This is a genomic window from Allokutzneria sp. A3M-2-11 16 (assembly GCF_024213555.1).
In the GTDB taxonomy this organism is placed as follows: Bacteria; Actinomycetota; Actinomycetes; order Mycobacteriales; family Pseudonocardiaceae; genus Allokutzneria.
Genome location: NZ_JANAVO010000011.1, coordinates 60,259 through 76,792, shown reverse-complemented (window position 1 = coordinate 76,792; position 16,534 = coordinate 60,259). Strand labels below are relative to the sequence as shown.

Genomic DNA, 16,534 nt, shown 5'->3' with positions numbered 1-16,534 from the left:
GGGGAGACGATGCCGGGATTCCTGTTCCACCAGAACAACAAGGTGACCTGCCCGCACGCCGGGGAGGTCAAGGTGAACTCGCCGGGGCAGGCGCGGGTCATGGTCAGCGGTCTCCTGGTGGCCGGGGCGGGCTTCCAGAACGAGGTCATCGGCTGCTCGCTGCCGCAGGGCCCGTGCGTCAAGGTCAAGTGGGCCAACCTGGCCACCAGGGTCAAGGTTTCCGGGCAGCCCGTCGTGCTGTACGAACCGGCCGCCGGGGTGGGAAACGGGGCGACGGAGAGTTCTTCGCCCGGTCCGCCGCAGGGCGCTGGTGTCCAACCGAGAGTCCGGGGGCTGTGATGCACGTCGACCACCCGCTGCACTTCGACCACCGCGGCCGCACCGCGCGGACCGACCACGCCGGGCACGTGCGCGACATGATCGAGCAACTGCTGTTCACCGCGCCGGGGGAGCGGGTGAACCGCCCGGACTTCGGGTGCGGGCTGATGGAGCTGGTGTTCGGGCCGAACAGCCCGGAGCTGGCCGCTGTGCTGGAGGCGACCGCGCACGCCGCGCTGCTCCAGTACCTCGGTGACCTGATCGTCGTGGAGGCGTTCAGCGTCCGGGCCGAGGACGCCACGTTGAGCGTCCGGCTGGTGTACCGGCTCATCGCCACCGGCGAGCGCCGCACGGAAGTCTTCGAGAGGAGTGGTTACCGATGACCTCACAGCTCGATTGCGGCGTTGACGGGCGTCGGGCGAAGCTCCGCGCCAGTGGCCGCAACGGTTTCGACGCGGTGGAGGTCAGCGCGGACCAGCGCGAGCTGACCGTGCTGCTGTTCGGTGAGACGCCGGACGACCTGCGCAAGGAGAACTTCCGGGTGCTCGGCGGCAGGCGGGTCACCGGGGTCGAGGTGATCGCGCTGACCCGGCTGGGCACCGAGGAGCCCGACCTGGAGGACCGGATTCGGCTGACCGTGGACCGGATCGGCGACTTCTCCACGTACACGCTGATCGCGGTGGACGCCGAGACCGGCAAGCCGCACCCGTGCTTCGACCCGCGGTACGCGCGGATCGACTTCAGTTTCAAGCAGAACTGCCCGACGGACCTGGACTGCAAGGCGGCTCCGCCCGCTCCGGGCCCGGAGCGGCGCGCGCCGACCATCGACTACCTGGCCAAGGACTACGCCAGCTTCCGGCAGCTGATGCTGGACCGGCTCAGCCTGACCATTCCACAGTGGACGGACAGGCACGTCCCGGACGTCGGGCTGACGCTGGTCGAACTGCTCGCCTACGTGGGGGACCAGCTCAGCTACCGCCAGGACGCGGTCGCCACCGAGGCGTACCTGGACACCGCGCGCGAGCGGATCTCGGTGCGCAGGCACGTGCGGTTGATGGACTACCCGATGCACGACGGCTGTGCTGCGCGGACCACCGTGCACGTCGCCGTGGACGGCCTGGTCGAACTGTCCGAAGGGGACTACCGCTTCATCGCGCTCGACCCGGACGTGCTCTACAAGCGGCACGCGCTGCGTGAGCTGGACCTGCTGACCAACAAGGTCCCGCCGGAGTCCTACGAGGTCTACCGCCCGTTGGTCGACGGTGATCTCACGTTGCGCGAGCCGCACAACAAGATTCCACTGTGGACTTGGGGTGGCCAGGAACGCTTCCTTCCCAAGGGGAGCACGGCAGCGACCCTCAAGGACGACTGGGCCGACGAGAAGTGCGAGCGCAGGCTGCTCAGCCTGGAGCCCGGTGATCTCCTGCTGTTCGAGGAAGTCCTCGGACCGAACACGGGCAAGGAGGCCGACGCCGACCCGAGCCACCGGCAGGTGGTGCGGCTGACCTCGGTGGAGGAGTCGGTCGATCCGCTCTACGACGACCAGCCGCTGCTGGAGGTCACCTGGGCCCCCGAGGACGCGCTGACCTTCCCACTGTGCTTGTCCAGCAGGGATTCCGACTGCTGCGAGGTGGAGAACGTCAGCGTCGCGCGGGGCAACATGGTCCTCGTCGAGCACGGCCGCCCGATCACCTGGTGCGATGGCAAGGACGAGGAGATCTGCGTTCCAGAGCGGGACACGGAGCGGGTCTGCCCGGAGCGCGACGGCTTCGGCTGTGACGACCAACCCGTCGAGGTGCTCGCCTATCCGCCGATCAGCACGCCGTTCCGGGTCATGCTCAAGCAGTCGCCGGTCACGCAGCGCGCGGCCTTCGGCGACTACGAGCAGATCGCCGAACGGCAGGCCGACATCCTGCTGCGCATCCCGGAACAGGTGCGGGAGCGCGTTCGCGAGCTGTGGAAGGCCGTCCGCGGCGGACATCGCCCCACCAAGGACGAGATCGCCGAACTCACCCTGGTCTTTGGTGCGAAACCGTTGCGGCGCGTCCGTAAGTACCCACTGTCCACTTTGGTCAGGTTGCTGTCGGACTTCGACGAGCTGCTACACGCGAAGCTCCGCCGGGTGCGGCTGCTGGCCCGGCGTGCTCGCTGCGGCGTGGTGCTCGACGACGGCGTAGTCGCGGAGATCGAGCAGTCGTGGAACGACGACCTCGGTCACCAGCTCCACCCTGATCGCTCCCTCTTCCTCGGGCCTGTGGTGGACGCGCTTCGGCCGGACGCGCGGACCGCGCTGCCGGATGTGGTGCTGACCGATGGTTGCGAGACGTGGACGCCAAGGCGTGATCTGCTTGGCAGCAGTGCGTATGACCGGCATTTCGTCGGAGAGCTCGACGACGAGGGCAAGCTGTGGCTGCGCTTCGGTGACGGTGTGCACGGCAAGGCCCCGGAACCCGGCTCGATGTTGGTGGCCCACTACTGGATCGGCAACGGCGCCGCGGGCAACGTCGGGCGCGAAGCGATCACTCGTCTCGTCTGTCGCAACACGGACGCGGGCGGTGTGCTCAAGGTCCGCAACCCGCTGGCGGCTCGCGGGGGCACCGAGCCCGAACCGCTGTCGCAGGTAAGGGATCGGGCTCCGGTCGAGCCGCGCCTGCGGTTGCTCCGCGCGATCATCGCGGAGGACTACGCCGCCCTCGCCGGGCAGGTGCCCGGGGTGCAGCGCGCCGCCGCGAGCCTGCGGTGGACCGGGAGTTGGTACGAGGCACAGGTCGGGCTCGACCCCGCCGGTGGCACCGAACCGTCCGAGGCGCTCATCGACGCGGTGCGGGACCGGCTGCGCCGCTACCGCCGCATCGGTCACGATCTCCTTGTGGGACCGGCGAAACTGGTGCCACTGCACATCGAGATGGAGATCTGCGTCGCGTCGAACCACATCGCCTCGCACGTCAGGGCCGCGGTGCTGCGCGCGATGAAGGCGTTCTTCCACCCCGACAACCTGACCTTCGGTACCCCGGTCCGGATGAGCGCGGTGGTCGCGGCCGCCGCGGCCGTGCCCGGGGTGCGCGGCGCGTGGCTGACGAAGTTCCAGCGGCAGTTCGCGCCGCCCAACGGAGAGCTGGAGAACGGCGTGCTGCCGATCAGCGACCTGGAGGTCGCGCAGCTCGACAACGATCCCGTCCGGCCGGAGAACGGCAAGCTCGTCGTGCGTGTTGGAGGCGGCAGATGAGCACGAAACAAGACTGCTCCTGTGGCTGCCAGGGCGTGGAAGTGTCCACGCCGCAACGCATCCACAACCGTCCCGGGCTCGGCGCGCTGCGCTACCGGGTCGGCGCGCACGGCACGTTCCTCGACACGATGCTTGCCAGGTTGGCAAGTCGTCGCGAGCTGGACGGGCTGACCGAGCGCGGCACCGACGACTTCTCGATCGCGTTGCTGGACGCGTGGGCGGTGGTCGGCGACGTGCTCACCTTCTACACCGAGCGCATCGCCAACGAGGGCTACCTGCGCACCGCGACCGAGCAGTGGTCGGTGGAACAGCTCGGCCGCCTCGTCGGTCACAAGCCGCGTCCCGCCGTCGCGTCGAGCGTTTTCCTGTCGTATGACCTCGAACCGAACCAGGAGACGCTGATCCCGGCCGGATCGCGGACCAACAGCGTCCCGCCGCCCGGTGGCGCGCCGCAGACCTTCGAGACGGCCGAGGACATCCAGGCCAAGGCGGCGTGGAACGACCTCGGCGTCCGGAGGTACTACCCGTTCGACGTCCGGCCCGGCTTCGCGCCCGGACTGCAGAAGATCTTGGTCAAGGGCATCACCGCGAACCTCACCGGAGGCGAGCGCCTGGTGTTCGACTACGGCGTCGCCGCGGAGCCGGACCGCGCCATCGTGGTGTCCAGCGAGGCCAAGAACGAGCAGGGGCACACGGTCGTCAAGCTGGACAGCTACATCGGCGGCGACATCGAAACCGCGGGGCTGCTGGCTCAGATGCTGAAAGCCGCCGCGGCGGCGCTGGCGCCAACCACTCCGCGGACGACCTTCAGCGGTCAGATCAACTCCGAGTACATCACCAAACTCGTCGCGGAGTTCCCCCAGCGGCCGGAACCGACAACGGACCCCGTCGTCAAGCTCCGGAAGGTGCTGACGTTCCTGGCGCCGTTGCAGGAGGCTTTGGCGGTCGCGGAGGGGAATGCGCTGGCGCATCCCGACTGGATCACCGCAGTGGAAGCCATCACCACGAACCTCTACGACTTCCTGGTGCGGGCGTTCGCCCTCGCGGGGCTGCGCCCGCCGGACGAGCCGCCGGTGGGCTGCGAGTGCTCGGGCGGCGGGGCCAGGCTGCTGTTCGACGGCGCCGACGAGTGCACCTGCGAGGCGTTGCCGGAGAACGACCCCACCGCGATCGTCGCGCTCGCGCGGCTCATCTCCCCGTTGACGAAGGAGCCGTCGAGGCCGCCCGCGGGCTCGTCCAACCTGGGGCGCTCGGTGAAGGACGCGTTCGCGCCGGGCTCGGACGTGGGCGCGCAGTTGATCACCGCGGCGGAACCGCGGCTCCAGCCCACGCTGTACAAGGCATGGCGCAAGCTGGAACTCGCCGATCCGGCCAAGCTGAACCGGCTGTTCGTGTTGCGGCAGAACACCACGGTGTTCGGCGCGACCTACCAGCCCGCGGTCGGCTCCGGCACTGGGGCGCGGGCGCTGCCCTACGACCCGGAGGGCGCTTCGAGACCCGAGGAACTCGCGCTGTCCGGTCCGTACGACGGGATCACCCCGGGGAGCTGGGTCCTCATCGAGGATTCGGGAAGACCCAAGACCGAGACGACGCCGGAGATCCCGGCGCGGCACTTCTTCCGCAAGGTGAAGGCCGTCACGCAGCGCGTGGTCTCGATGGACGTGACGATCAACAGGAAGGCCGAGCGGGTGTCCGCGACGGTCACGGTGCTCACACTGGAAACGGCCTGGCGAGCGGAGGAGGAGAGCCACGAGACGATCGCCCGGTGCACGGTGCGGTTCAAGGCCGACGAGCTGACCCCGCTCGGCGACCCGATCTCCAGTGATGTCAAGGGAAAGCGGATCCAGCTGGGCGAGCTGCACTCGGACCTGCGCAGCGGCCGCTACCTGATCGTCTCCGGCGAGCGCTCCGACCTGCCCCGCCGGATGCGCGGGGTGCGGGCCAGCGAGCTGGTGATGATCGGCGGGGTCCAGCAGTCGGCGGACACCCAGCCCGACAGCAGGAAGCCGACCCCGGGCAGCAAGCCGCTGACCACGTTGGTACTGGCCGAAGAACTGGCCTACACCTACCACCGCGACACGGTTCGGGTGCACGGCAACGTGGTCGAGGCGACGCAGGGAGAGAGCCGTCTCGAAGTGCTCGGCAGCGGTGACGCCAGTCAGGCCAACCAGAGCTTCCCAGTGCGTGGCACGCCGATCACCTGGCTGCCGTCCGACACGCCACTCGGCGCGACGAGCACGCTGCGGGTCAGCGTGAGCGGTGTGAGGTGGCACGAGGCGGAGGCCGTGAGCCTGCTCGGGCCCACCGATCGCGTCTACCTGACGAAGTCGATCGAGGGCGGAGCGACCTCGGTGACCTTCGGCGACGGCGTGCACGGTGAGCGGCTGCCGACCGGGCCGGAGAACGTGCAGGCTCGCTATCGCGCCGGGGCGGGGAACGCGGGCAATGTCGACCCCGACACGATCACGCAGCCGGTCAGCAGGCCGCGCGGGGTCTCCGGGGTGAACAACCCGATCGCGGCCAGCGGTGGCGGCGATGGGGACGGCCCGGCGGACGCGCGCCGGGTGACGCCGCTGCGCACAATCGCCTTGGACCGCTTGGTTTCCGTCGCGGACTACGAGAGCTTCACCAAGGCCCGCGCGGGAATCGGCAAGGCCAGCGTCCGCGAGCTCTCCGACGGTCAGCGCGATGTCGTGCACCTGACGATCACGGGCATCAAGGACGCGCGCATCGATCCGTCGTCACGGCTGTACCGGTCGCTCGTGGCTTCGCTGAGCCATTTTGGCGAGCTCAACCTTCCGGTCACTGTGGACAGTCGCGAGCTGAAGGTGCTCGTGCTCAGCGCCGGGGTGAAGGTGCACCCGGACTACGAGTGGGAGCTGGTCGAGCCGAAGATCCGCGAGAACCTGTTGCACCGCTTCGGCTTCGCCGCGCGCGAGTTGGCCGAGCCGGTGTACCAGAGCGAGGTCGTCTCGGTCATCCAGGCCACCGCGGGCGTCGACTACGTCGATGTGGACGTCTTCGACGGCGTCTCGGGGCGGCTCACCCCGCAGGAGATCGTGGATCTGGCGAAGGACCTGAAAACGCCGAAGGTCGTGGTCCCCGCCCGCCCGGCGCGCCTGGTGGACACCGAGCACACGGTCAAGACGGACGCGGAGACGCTGACCTCGGTCGCCGCGCAGTACGGGCTGGACCTGGCCGGCCTGGTCGAGCTGAACCCGCGGCTGAGCTCGCTCGACCTGAAGGCGCAACAGAAACTCGTCGTCGCGCGGGGCATCGCCCCGGCCCAGCTGGTGATCTTCAGCCCGGCCGTGCGGGACACGCTGATCCTGCGGAGGCTGTGATGAAGGACCTGTACGAGCTGCTTCCCGCGGTCCACCGCGTGAAGGACTCCGAACGCGGCTACCCGTTGCGGGAACTGCTCGGGGTGATCGAGGAGCAGGCCCGGCTGGTCGGGGCGGACCTGGACCAGCTCTACGCGAACTGGTTCGTCGAGACCTGCCAGGACTGGATCGCGCCCTACATCGGCGATCTGGTCGGCTACCGCCCGCTGGAGGGACCGGGCGAGGAGGGCCCGCCGGGGCTGATCTCCGCGCTGGCGCCGCGCCGGGACATCGCGAACACGATCGCCAACCGCCGCCGCAAGGGAAGCCTCGCGCTGCTGGAACAACTCGCGCTCGACGTGGCGGCCTGGCCCGCCCGCGCGGTGGAGTTCTACCGCCTGCTGGGCCGAACCCAGCCCGTGCGGCTCTACGGCACCGACGCCGGGATGAACGCGGTTCGCCGCCGCAGGGGAGGACTGGTGGACCTGCGGCACGGTGACGCGCTGGACCGGCTCTCCGGCGGCAGAACGCTGCATGCCGGGCTGTCCGGCCCCTTCGACGAACTGAGCCACACCGTCGAGGTCTCGCGTGCGTCCTCACGACGGCGGCAGGGCCGCACGAACATTCCCAACGTCGGCGTGTTCCTGTGGCGACTGCGCCCGTACTCGGTGACCAAAGCACCGGCGAACTGCGAGGAGCGCAAGAGCGCGACCTACACGTTCTCCATTCTGGGCAACGAAATCCCGTTGATCACCAAGCCCGTACCAGAACCATCCACTTTGCACATTGCCGCCGAGGACAATGTTCCGGCGTTCATCCGTAGGCGCGCGTTCGAAGAGCGCACGGCGGACTACTACGGCGAAGGCAAGAGCCTCTGCATCTGGCGCGGTGACCAGGAAGAACCGGTGCCACTGAGCGCGATCGTGCCCGCGAACCTCAGCGGGGGCGGCTATCGACCGCAGCCGGGACAGGTCGCCGTCGACCCCGAGCTGGGCAGGTTCGTCTTCGGCGGGCGCCCGCCGGACTCCGGGGTCTGGGTGACCTACCACCACGGCTTCTCCGCGGACATCGGTGGGGGCGAGTACTACCGCGACCTGAGCGGCGACGAGGACGCGGAGCCCTACTACGTGGGTGGCGACGAGGGCCATGAGCGGATCATGGACGCCGTCAACGAATGGCGCCAGGAGCGCGAGAAGCACCCGCACGCCGTCATCGAGATCCGCGACAACGGCGCCTACCAGGAGCAGATCGATCTCGACGTGCGCCCGGGGGAGCGCCTGGTTCTCCGTGCCGCCCAAGGGAAGCGACCCGTTCTCCGGCTGCTCGACTGGTACAGCAACCGTCCTGACGCGCTGAGGATCATCGGGCCGGAGTGCGAGCCCGACGACGCCGACTGCTGCGCCAAGCCCGAGGTGGTGCTCGACGGGCTCGTGATCACCGGGCGCAGCGTGTGGGTGACCGGATGGCTTGGCAGAGTGCAGATCCGGCACTGCACGCTGGTGCCCGGCTGGTCGTTGGACCAGCACTGCGAGCCCGCCTTCGAGGAGGAGCCCAGCCTCGAACTCGTGGACACCACCGCGTGCACCGAGATCGGGCACAGCATCCTCGGCACGATCCGGGTCACCCAGAACGAAGTCACCGCGGAGCCCTCGCCGATCTTCCTGTCCGACAGCGTGCTCGACGCCACCGGCGAGGACCTGGACGCGCTCACCGGCCCGCAGGACTGCCACGCGCACGCGGTATTCAGCGCCGCACGGTCCACTGTGGTCGGACGACTGCGCACCCACCAGATCGGCTTGGTGGACAACAGCATCCTGCTCGGCGAGGTGTGCGTGGCGCGCCGGATGGACGGCTGCGTCCGGTTCAGCTGGGTCGAGCCCGGCTCGCGCACCCCGCGACGGCACGAGTGCGAGCCGGAGTCCACAAAGGATGGTGACGTCGGCAGGCTGCGGCCCCGGTTCACCAGCCTGCGCTACGGCCAGCCGGGCTACGCGCAGCTGGCGCTCGACTGCTCCGAGGAGGTCCGCCGCGGCGCCGACGACGGCTCCGAGATGGGCGCGTTCCACGACCTGTTCCAGCCGCAGCGCGAGGACAACCTGCGCGCCCGGATCGACGAGTTCACACCGGCCGGCTGCGACGCCGGGCTCTTCTTCGTTTCCTAGGGGGACTTTGCCATGCACGGAGATTTCTCGCGGGCGAGCTTCGACCGCAGTAAGCACTACTCCGGGGTGCTGGCCCAGCAGGGGCGGGTCACCCTGGACGCCGACCTCAACGAGCAGGCCGCGATCCAGCAGCACCTGCTGCGCATGTTCGTCACCGACGTGGTCGGGCAGCACGCGGGCCCGGTGGCCGACCTGGGCTTCGAGATCACGCTGGACGCGACCGCGCGCGGCAAGGTCCAGATCGGGCGCGGCCGGTACTACGTCAACGGCGTTCCCGCGGAGAACGAGACGGACGTCGACTTCTGGGAGCAGCCGGAGCGCTACCTCGACCAGGTCGTCGACTCCAGGGAACTGCCGCCCTCCGACAAGGCGTACCTGGTGTACCTGAAGGTCTGGGAGCGGATGCTGACCTCCGTGCAGGACCCCGCTCTGCGTGAGGTCGCGCTCGGCGACTTCGCCCCGGACACCGCCGTGCGCGGCAAGGTGAGCTGGCAGGTGCACGCCATCGACCGGGTGCCCGGCCAGATCTTCTCCGAGCTGCAGGACCCGACCCGGGCCAAGGTCCAGGAGGTGTGGGACAAGTGGCGCGCGGAGGAGGACAAGCTCACCGCACGGCTGAAGGTCAGCGCGAAGACTCCGGCTGATGCCAAGGAAAGCCCGTGCAACGCGGCGCCGGACGCGCGCTACCGCGGCTTGGAGAACCAGCTGTACCGAGTGGAGATCCACAAGAGCGGCACGGCGAATGGCGACACCAAGGCCACCTTCACCTGGTCCCGGGAGAACGGCTCGGTCGTGTTCCCCGTCGCCGCCGTCTCGGGCCAGAAGGTCCGCCTCGCCGCCGCGGGCCGGGATCACAAGCTGGACCTCGACGTCGGTGACTGGGTCGAGTTCGTCGACGACGCGTCCGCGGTTCGCGGCCAGTCCGAGTCGCTGCTCCGCGTCGAGGACATCGACGCCGAGCGCCAGTGGGTCACGCTCAGCGGTCCGCCGCGGCCGACCCGCGCGACGCTGCACCCGTACCTTCGGCGGTGGGACCAGCGCCCGGAGAAGAAGCCGGAGGACGGCACTTCGGGGCCGTACCTGGCGAAGGACAACGCGATCGAGTTGGTCGAGGACGTGTGGATCGATCTGGAGGACGGCATCCGGATCATGTTCGAGAAGGGCGGCGCCTACTCGTTCGGCGACTACTGGCTCATCCCGGCGCGCACGCTGCTCGGCGACGTCCAGTGGCCGCGGGACGCGACTGGTGGTCCGGCTTTCGTCGAGCCGCACGGCGTCCCCTGCTACTACGCGCCGCTCGCTTTCGTGCCCAACACCTCCGGCGCCCCGCTGGACCTCCGCAACCAGTTCCCCGCGCAGTCCGTGCCGGTCCCGCCCGCTCCGGTCGAGGAGTCCGCGAAGCGCACCCGCAAGCAGCCGGGTTCGTGACGTGTCCGGCGACCGCGAACACGTGACGAGGGCTCCGCGGATCGTCCACGATGTCCTGCGGACGCCGGGCCTGCCGCTGGAGGACTCGGCCCGGCAAGTGATGGAATCGCGGCTGGGCAAGGATTTCAGCCAGGTTCGCGTGCACACCGACCAGCAGGCCGCGGATTCCACCGGAGCTGTGGGGGCGAACGCCTACACCGTGGGCAACCACATCGCGTTCGCCCCCGGCCGGTACCGGCCGGGCTCCGTGGACGGGGACCGCCTGCTGGCGCACGAACTGACGCACGTGATCCAGCAGCGCGGCGCCCTCCCGTCCTCGGACCTGATGGTCGGCGCCGAGCACCACGCGAGCGAGAGCCAGGCGGACGCGGTGGCTCACGGCGCCGCGTGCGGTCACATCGCGTCCCAGGCGCCGGTGGTGGCACGTCAGGTCGCGCCGTCCTGGGGCGCGGCGTACGGAGGCAAGGAACCCGGCAGCTACCAGGCGGTCAAGAAGGGGATCGATCCGCTGACCCCGTCCAGCCGACCCACCGCCGCCCGCAAGCACGCCGGAACCAGGGTCGGCACGATCGTCGTGTCCGCCGCGGCCGTGCTGTCGAAGCCGGAAGCCGGGGGCAAGCACACGTTCCTCCTGCCGCCGGGGCGAAGAGTGCTCGTCGGGCCGCCGGAGAACGGGTTCCTGCCGCTGCGCACCCTGCCCGACCTCGCGAAGCCGAGGGGCTGGGTCGAGGAGAGCGGTGTGGACGTCCCGGACCTGCCCCCGCCGGTGACCGAGCACCAGCTCACCCAGATCGACCCGCAGTGGAAGCAGAAGGCGGTCGGCAACGCGCCGAAGTCCATGAGCGAGTCCGACGTGACCACCAAGGTCCTCGGCTACCTCGACAAGATGAACGAGGCGTTCACGCTCTTGAAGATCGACACGATCGAGGCGAGGGCGCTGTTCGTGGCGAACACGCTGATCGAGGCATGGGCGTTCAGCAGGTTCACCGAAGCCCAGCTCACCAACCAGACGTTCGAGGACGACCCCACGAAGCTCGGCACCGACACCAGCTACTTCGAGCGGATGTACCCGCCGAGCCGAGCGGTGCGCGCCGAGATCAACCCCGACGGCAAGAGCTGGGCCTTCCGCGGTCGCGGCCCCCTCCAGGTCACCGGTCGCGGCAACTACCACCAGACGATCGCCGTCCTGGAACGAGCCGCCGAGCAGTACCGCGCCGAGGGTGACACGGCGGCCGCGGACCGCTGCCAGGCCGCGGTGGACGCGATCAAGGGGGACCCGAAGGAAGCCGCCCGGCCCGAGTACGCGTTCCTGTTCTCCGCCGCCTTCATGAAGGGCAAGCGCGGTGACCGTTCTGGCACGAGCTTCTCGTGGATGGGCGCACAGCCCAAGCAGGGCGACAAGGAGACCTTCGTCAACCGGGCGCTGAAGGTCTTCGGGGACACCGCCGACTGGATCTAGAGCTTCCCCGCGACGGCGCCGAAGACGAAGGGGCTCGTCTCGCACTCCGCGATGAAGTCGGCGGGGAAGCCGCGTTCGAACTCCACCGCGGAGTCCAGCCGCCGCATCACCTCGTCGGGCAGCACGACGCTGACGACGTTCTCCGCGATCTGCTCGGCGTTGCGCGCGCCGACGAGGGGCAGCACCACGGGCGACTTCTGCCTGATCCACGCGAGCGCCACCTGGGACGGCGTCGCGCCCAGTTCCGCTGCGGCAGAGCGGACCGCGTCGGCCGCGGCGCGCTCGCGCGGGGAGAGCTTCGCCGGGTCGACGCGGCGGGACGCTCCGCCGGAGAGCAGGCCCGCGGCGAGCGGACCCCACGCGGTGACGCTCAGCCCGAGTGCCTCCGCCATCGGCAGCAGTTCGCGTTCCACGTCGCGCCGCACGAGGTTGTAGGGCACTTGAAGACCCGCGAACGGGGTCCAGTCGCGCCACTCCGCGAGCGTGTTCGCCCGGCTCACCACCCAGGCGGGCGCGTCAGAGATCCCGACGTAAAGGATCTTGCCCGCGCGGACCGCGTCGTCCAGCGCGCGCATCGTCTCCTCCAGCGGCGTGTGGCGGTCCCAGATGTGCACCCAGTACACGTCGACGTAGTCCGTGCGCAGCCGTCGCAGACTCCGTTCGAGGGACAGCCGCAGGTTCTTGCGGTGGTTGCCCGCGCCGTTGGGGTCGGCCGCGTCGCGGGACAACGTGTACTTCGTCCCGATCACGAAGCGGTCGCGCTCCTGGATCGCCGCGCCGAGCAGGCTCTCGCTCTCCCCGTAGGCCGACGCGGTGTCGAGGAAGTTGCCGCCCGCGTCCGCGAACGCCTCGATCGTCTTCCTGGTCTGCTCCGGGTCCTCGAAGGTCATCGTGCCGAGAACGAATTCGGACACGCGCAGGCCGGTCCGGCCGAACAGTCGATAACGCATACCCCCACCCTCCGCCTCCGCCCTTCCCCAAGGGAGGCCCTCCCAGGGACCCCCATCCCCACCGTTATGCCCTGAACGGGTCGTTCGGGGACCTCAACGCCCCCAACGACCCGTTCAGGGACCTAACGTGCTGAATGAGTCATTGAGGGGGCTCAACGCACCGAATGACTCATTCAGCACGTTCAACGGAACGAATGAGTCATTGGGGCGGGGTGTCGTGGGGCGCTTCTAGACTCGGGGGTGTGGCCGAGAATGCGCTGGGGACCTTCCTGAGGGCTAGGCGGGAGGCGACGGCGCCCGCCGAGCCGGGACCGCGCCGCACTCCGGGTCTGCGCCGGTCGGAGCTGGCCGAGCTGGCGAGCATCAGCGTGGAGTACCTGACCCGATTGGAGCGCGGCAGCGACCGCAGGCCCTCCGGGCAGGTGCTGGGCGCGCTCGCCGACGCGCTCCGCCTCGCGCCGGACGAGCGCGTGCACCTGCACCGCCTCGCCAAGATCGCGGACGGGGCGGTGTGCACGCAGTCCACGCCGCCGGAGCGGGAGGTGCGTCCCACCGTGCGCGCGCTGCTCGACCAACTGGAGCTGGCGTTCGTCGCCGACGCGCAGGGCGATCTGCTGGCGTGGAGCGACGGCTTCGGGGAGCTGGCCGCCGCGATCGGCCTCCTCGACGCCGAGTACCCCAACCTCGCGCGGTTCGTGTTCACCGACCCCAGGGCGCACACGGCCTTCCCGGAGTGGGACCGCGTCGCCGACACCCACGCCGCGGCACTGCGAGCGGCCGCGGACCTCGCCGACCACCACGCCGCCGCCCTCGCCGAGGAGCTGTCGATCACGGCGGGCGCGGAGTTCAGCCGCAGGTACGCCGCGGCCGGGGTCCTCCCGTCGTGGACGGGGGACGAGCTGTGGGGTGAGCTGCGGCTGGCCTACGAGAACCTCGCCCTGCCCGGCACCGAGGACCAGCGCCTGGTGATCTACCTACCGACTCAGGCGAACACCCCGTGGGAGAGATCACTTCCCCGGCGGGGCACCGCGACTCGGTTCCCGGGCGCACCATGACCTAAAGTTCTCCGGCGGCGCTCCCGTCGGGTGCGGCGAGTGACGGGAGATCAACAAGCGGAATGTCCGAGAGCCTTGCCACCGCGGTAGCTGCGGAGACGACGAACCACCCCAGTGCCCGCATCAGGCGTTTCCTGGACACCCACCGCCCGCCGACCCCCTGCCTCGTGCTCGACCTCGACGTGGTCGAGCACAACTACCGGAGGCTGCGCGCCGCCATGCCGGACGCGCGGATCTTCTACGCCGTCAAGGCGAACCCGCACCCCGACGTGGTCCGGCTGCTCGTCGGGCTCGGCGCGTGCTTCGACGTCGCCAGCACCGGCGAGATCGACCTGTGCCTCGCCCAGGGCGCCGCGCCGGAGACGATCTCCTACGGCAACACCATCAAGAAGGCCGCCGACATCGCCTACGCGTACGCGCGCGGAGTCCGGCTCTTCGTGCTCGACAGCGCCCAGGACGTCGCGCACCTCGCCGAGCACGCGCCCGGCGCCTCGGTGTTCTGCCGCGTGCTGGTCGAGGCGGACGGCGCGCGCACGCCCTTCGGCAGGAAGTTCGGCTGCGCCCCGGAGATGGCGATCGAGCTGCTCCGTGACGCGGGGGAGCGCGGACTGGACGTGCGCGGCGTGTCCTTCCACGTCGGCTCGCAGCACGTCGACCCGTCCGCGTGGGAGCTGGGCATCGCCCGCGCCGCGCAGGTCGCCGCGGCGGGCGTCCCGGTGCACCTGGTCAACCTCGGCGGCGGTTTTCCTTCGACCTACACCGAAGAAGTGCCCGCGCTCACCGAGTACGCGGCGGCCGTCGAACGCGCGCTGGACCGGCACTTCCCCGACCGCCCCGACCTGATCATCGAGCCGGGCCGCGCCCTCGTCGGCGACGCCGGGATGATCCGCTCCGAGGTGGTCCTGGTCTCCAGGAAGTCCGTCGAGGACCCCCACCGCTGGGTCTACCTCGACATCGGCCGGTACAACGGCATGGCCGAGTGCGAGGGCGAGGCGATCGCCTACCGGCTGCGCACCACCCACGACGGCGGGCCGGACGGGCCCGTGGTGGTCGCGGGGCCGACCTGCGACGGCGACGACGTGCTCTACCAGCGCACCGCATATCGGTTGCCGCTCGCGCTGGCCGCGGGCGACCATGTCGACATCCCGTGCACCGGCGCCTACACGGCGAGCTATTCCTCGGTGTCCTTCAACGGTTTCCCGCCCCTGTCGACGCACGTCATCGGGGCGAAGCAGATCTAGCTCCAGCCGGAGTCCGCTGGGAGAGTTCAGGGAGGTTGAGTAGGTGTCCACTGCCTCAGGGCCGGTGCAGACGCAGGCCCCAGTCGTGGGTCTGTTCACCGGGCAGCACGTCCTCGCCGAGTTCGCGGGGATCGACGCGTCGCTGCTCGACGACGAGCTCTTCCTGCGCCGAACCCTGGAGCACGTGCTCGACCAGGCCGGTGCGACCGTCTGCGACGTCTCGTCCAAGCAGTTCGAGCCGCAGGGCGTGACCGTGCTCGCGCTGCTGTCGGAGTCGCACGCGTCGATCCACACCTACCCCGAGATCGGGGCGCTGTTCGTCGACGTGTTCACCTGCGGCGACCGGGCCCGGCCCGAGCTCGCCGTCCGGCTGCTCGCCGAGGCGCTCGGCGCGGCCACCGTGCAGACCAAGACCATTCACCGCGGTTGGGAGACGAGTTGAGCACCATCACCAGCGAGGGCCGCTGGATCACCGAGCCGCTTGCCGAGGGCATGGTCCGGCAGTGGCGGATGGACGACGTGATCTGGGAGGGCCGCACCGCCTTCCAGCACGTGGTCATCGGCAAGACCTCCCAGGGCGTGTCGCTGTTCTGCGACAACGACCGGCAGAGCACCGAGTACAGCCAGCTGACCTACCACGAGGCGCTGATGGTCCCCGGCCTGCTGCTGGCGGACAAGATCGACCGCGTGCTCGTGGTCGGCTCCAGCGAGGGCGTGGTCTGCCACATGGCCGTGGCCGCGGGCGCCACCCGCGTCGACCACGTGGACATCGACGAGGAGTGTGTGCGCGCGTGCGCCCGGCACCTGCCCTACGGCTACACGCCGGAGCAGGTCGACGCCGCGGTCGCCGGTGACGGGCCGATCAAGCTGCACCTCACCGACGGCTGGCAGTTCCTGGTGGACGCGGTCGAGGCGGGCGAGACCTACGACGTGGTCTTGGTCGACCTGCCGGACGAGCGCGAGGAGTTCGCGCAGCACAACCGGCTCTACGAGACCGAGTTCCTGAAGATGGCGCGTTCCGTGCTCGCCCCCGGCGGCGTGGTGATCTGCCAGGCGGGCTGCCAGACGATGTGGCGCAACACCACCCTGATCCGCTCGTGGCAGCGCTTCAGCGAGGTGTTCGACACGGTGGCGTACTACGGCTCCGACGAGCACGAGTGGGCCTACCTGTTCGGCCGCGCGGACTCGGTGGCCGACCCGACGGAGAAGATGATCTCGGCGCTGCCGTCCTGCGGCTACCGCCCGGAGACCGTCGACGCCGACGCCCTCCGCGGCAACACCGTCCCGCCGTTGCTGGTCCGCACCGCCTAGACCTGGCCAGGAGTCCCCCCGCAAGTCGAAGGGTTCGATGCGGGGGGACCTCACACCGCGT

The 16,534-nt window shown here is 69.9% G+C and carries 12 protein-coding genes; 11 read left to right on the top strand and 1 reads right to left on the bottom strand.

Features of this window, described 5'->3' with window-relative positions; translation table 11 throughout:
* Window positions 1-9: 9 nt before the first annotated feature.
* From NLX83_RS33430 to NLX83_RS33400, 7 genes are read left to right on the top strand one after another with little or no spacing between them, the layout of a single operon-like run.
* The gene (locus NLX83_RS33430; RefSeq protein ID WP_254239245.1) at window positions 10-339 is read left to right on the top strand and encodes a hypothetical protein; all 330 of its coding nucleotides are present in this window, start codon (window positions 10-12) and stop codon (window positions 337-339) included.
* Window positions 339-701 carry a GPW/gp25 family protein gene (locus NLX83_RS33425; protein ID WP_254239244.1) on the top strand — a complete coding sequence of 121 codons (363 nt, stop codon included), beginning with the start codon at window positions 339-341 and terminating at the stop codon, window positions 699-701. The genes NLX83_RS33430 and NLX83_RS33425 overlap by 1 nt, the downstream gene beginning before the upstream one ends.
* Entirely contained in the window at window positions 698-3,544 is a 2,847-nt protein-coding gene (locus tag NLX83_RS33420) for a putative baseplate assembly protein (protein ID WP_254239243.1), read from the top strand. Before NLX83_RS33425 ends, NLX83_RS33420 begins: the two co-directional genes overlap by 4 nt.
* Window positions 3,541-6,888 carry a putative baseplate assembly protein gene (locus tag NLX83_RS33415; RefSeq protein WP_254239242.1) on the top strand — a complete coding sequence of 1,116 codons (3,348 nt, stop codon included), beginning with the start codon at window positions 3,541-3,543 and terminating at the stop codon, window positions 6,886-6,888. The genes NLX83_RS33420 and NLX83_RS33415 overlap by 4 nt, the downstream gene beginning before the upstream one ends.
* A complete protein-coding gene (locus tag NLX83_RS33410; RefSeq protein ID WP_254239241.1) occupies window positions 6,888-9,029 on the top strand; it encodes a hypothetical protein in 2,142 nt (713 codons plus the stop codon). Before NLX83_RS33415 ends, NLX83_RS33410 begins: the two co-directional genes overlap by 1 nt.
* Window positions 9,030-9,041: 12 nt before the next feature.
* A complete protein-coding gene (locus NLX83_RS33405) occupies window positions 9,042-10,457 on the top strand; it encodes a DUF6519 domain-containing protein (RefSeq protein ID WP_254239240.1) in 1,416 nt (471 codons plus the stop codon).
* 1 nt (window position 10,458) lies between these two features.
* Entirely contained in the window at window positions 10,459-11,916 is a 1,458-nt protein-coding gene (locus NLX83_RS33400; RefSeq protein ID WP_254239239.1) for an eCIS core domain-containing protein, read from the top strand.
* Here the strand turns inward: NLX83_RS33400 and NLX83_RS33395 are convergent.
* On the bottom strand, window positions 11,913-12,866 hold the full coding sequence (locus NLX83_RS33395) for an aldo/keto reductase (protein WP_254239238.1): 954 nt from the start codon (window positions 12,864-12,866) through the stop codon (window positions 11,913-11,915). The genes NLX83_RS33400 and NLX83_RS33395 overlap by 4 nt on opposite strands.
* Before the next feature lie 242 nt (window positions 12,867-13,108).
* Between NLX83_RS33395 and NLX83_RS33390 the strand changes: the two genes are divergently transcribed.
* From NLX83_RS33390 to NLX83_RS33375, 4 genes are all read left to right on the top strand, one after another.
* Window positions 13,109-13,921: a helix-turn-helix transcriptional regulator gene (locus NLX83_RS33390; protein ID WP_254239237.1), complete on the top strand. Its 813-nt coding sequence runs from the start codon at window positions 13,109-13,111 to the stop codon at window positions 13,919-13,921.
* A 62-nt stretch (window positions 13,922-13,983) separates the two neighbouring features.
* Window positions 13,984-15,162: a type III PLP-dependent enzyme gene (locus NLX83_RS33385; RefSeq protein ID WP_254239236.1), complete on the top strand. Its 1,179-nt coding sequence runs from the start codon at window positions 13,984-13,986 to the stop codon at window positions 15,160-15,162.
* Between the two features lie 64 nt (window positions 15,163-15,226).
* Window positions 15,227-15,604 (top strand): adenosylmethionine decarboxylase, encoded by a 378-nt coding sequence (gene speD / locus NLX83_RS33380; RefSeq protein WP_030431858.1) that lies wholly within the window; start codon window positions 15,227-15,229, stop codon window positions 15,602-15,604.
* 50 nt (window positions 15,605-15,654) lie between these two features.
* Window positions 15,655-16,473, top strand: coding sequence for a spermidine synthase (locus NLX83_RS33375; RefSeq protein ID WP_254239335.1), 819 nt, complete (start codon window positions 15,655-15,657; stop codon window positions 16,471-16,473).
* The last annotated feature ends 61 nt before the right edge of the window (window positions 16,474-16,534 follow it).